The sequence below is a fragment of the Pseudomonas sp. HY2-MNA-CIBAN-0224 genome, assembly GCF_040310285.1.
Taxonomy (GTDB): Bacteria; Pseudomonadota; Gammaproteobacteria; order Pseudomonadales; family Pseudomonadaceae; genus Aquipseudomonas; species Aquipseudomonas helleri.
In genome coordinates, this window is sequence record NZ_JBEOPQ010000724.1 from 1 (window position 1) to 254 (window position 254).

At 45.7% G+C, this 254-nt stretch carries 1 protein-coding gene; it reads left to right on the forward strand.

The genetic code is table 11. From position 1 onward, the window contains the following. Positions 1–254: GHMP family kinase ATP-binding protein (locus tag AAEZ03_RS28225; RefSeq protein ID WP_502947987.1), on the forward strand; the 254-nt coding region annotated here is incomplete at both ends.

Consider the following 254-nt stretch of genomic DNA (forward strand, 5'->3'; position numbering starts at 1 on the left):
CGCAGACGCAATAACGGTCAGCATTGAAGACAATCTCATTTTTAAAGCCGCACGCGCATTGCTAGCGTTTGCCATAGAATCAACCAAACTACCTAAGCAACTAGCGTCAGTGCAAATTACTCTAGATCAGCATTTGCCGATGGGTGCAGGCTTGGGTGGTGGTTCGTCCAATGCCGCGACAACTCTACTAACATTAAATGAGATTTGGCAGCTGAATTTAACGTGTGAGGAGCTTATAGAAATCGGTGCAAAAG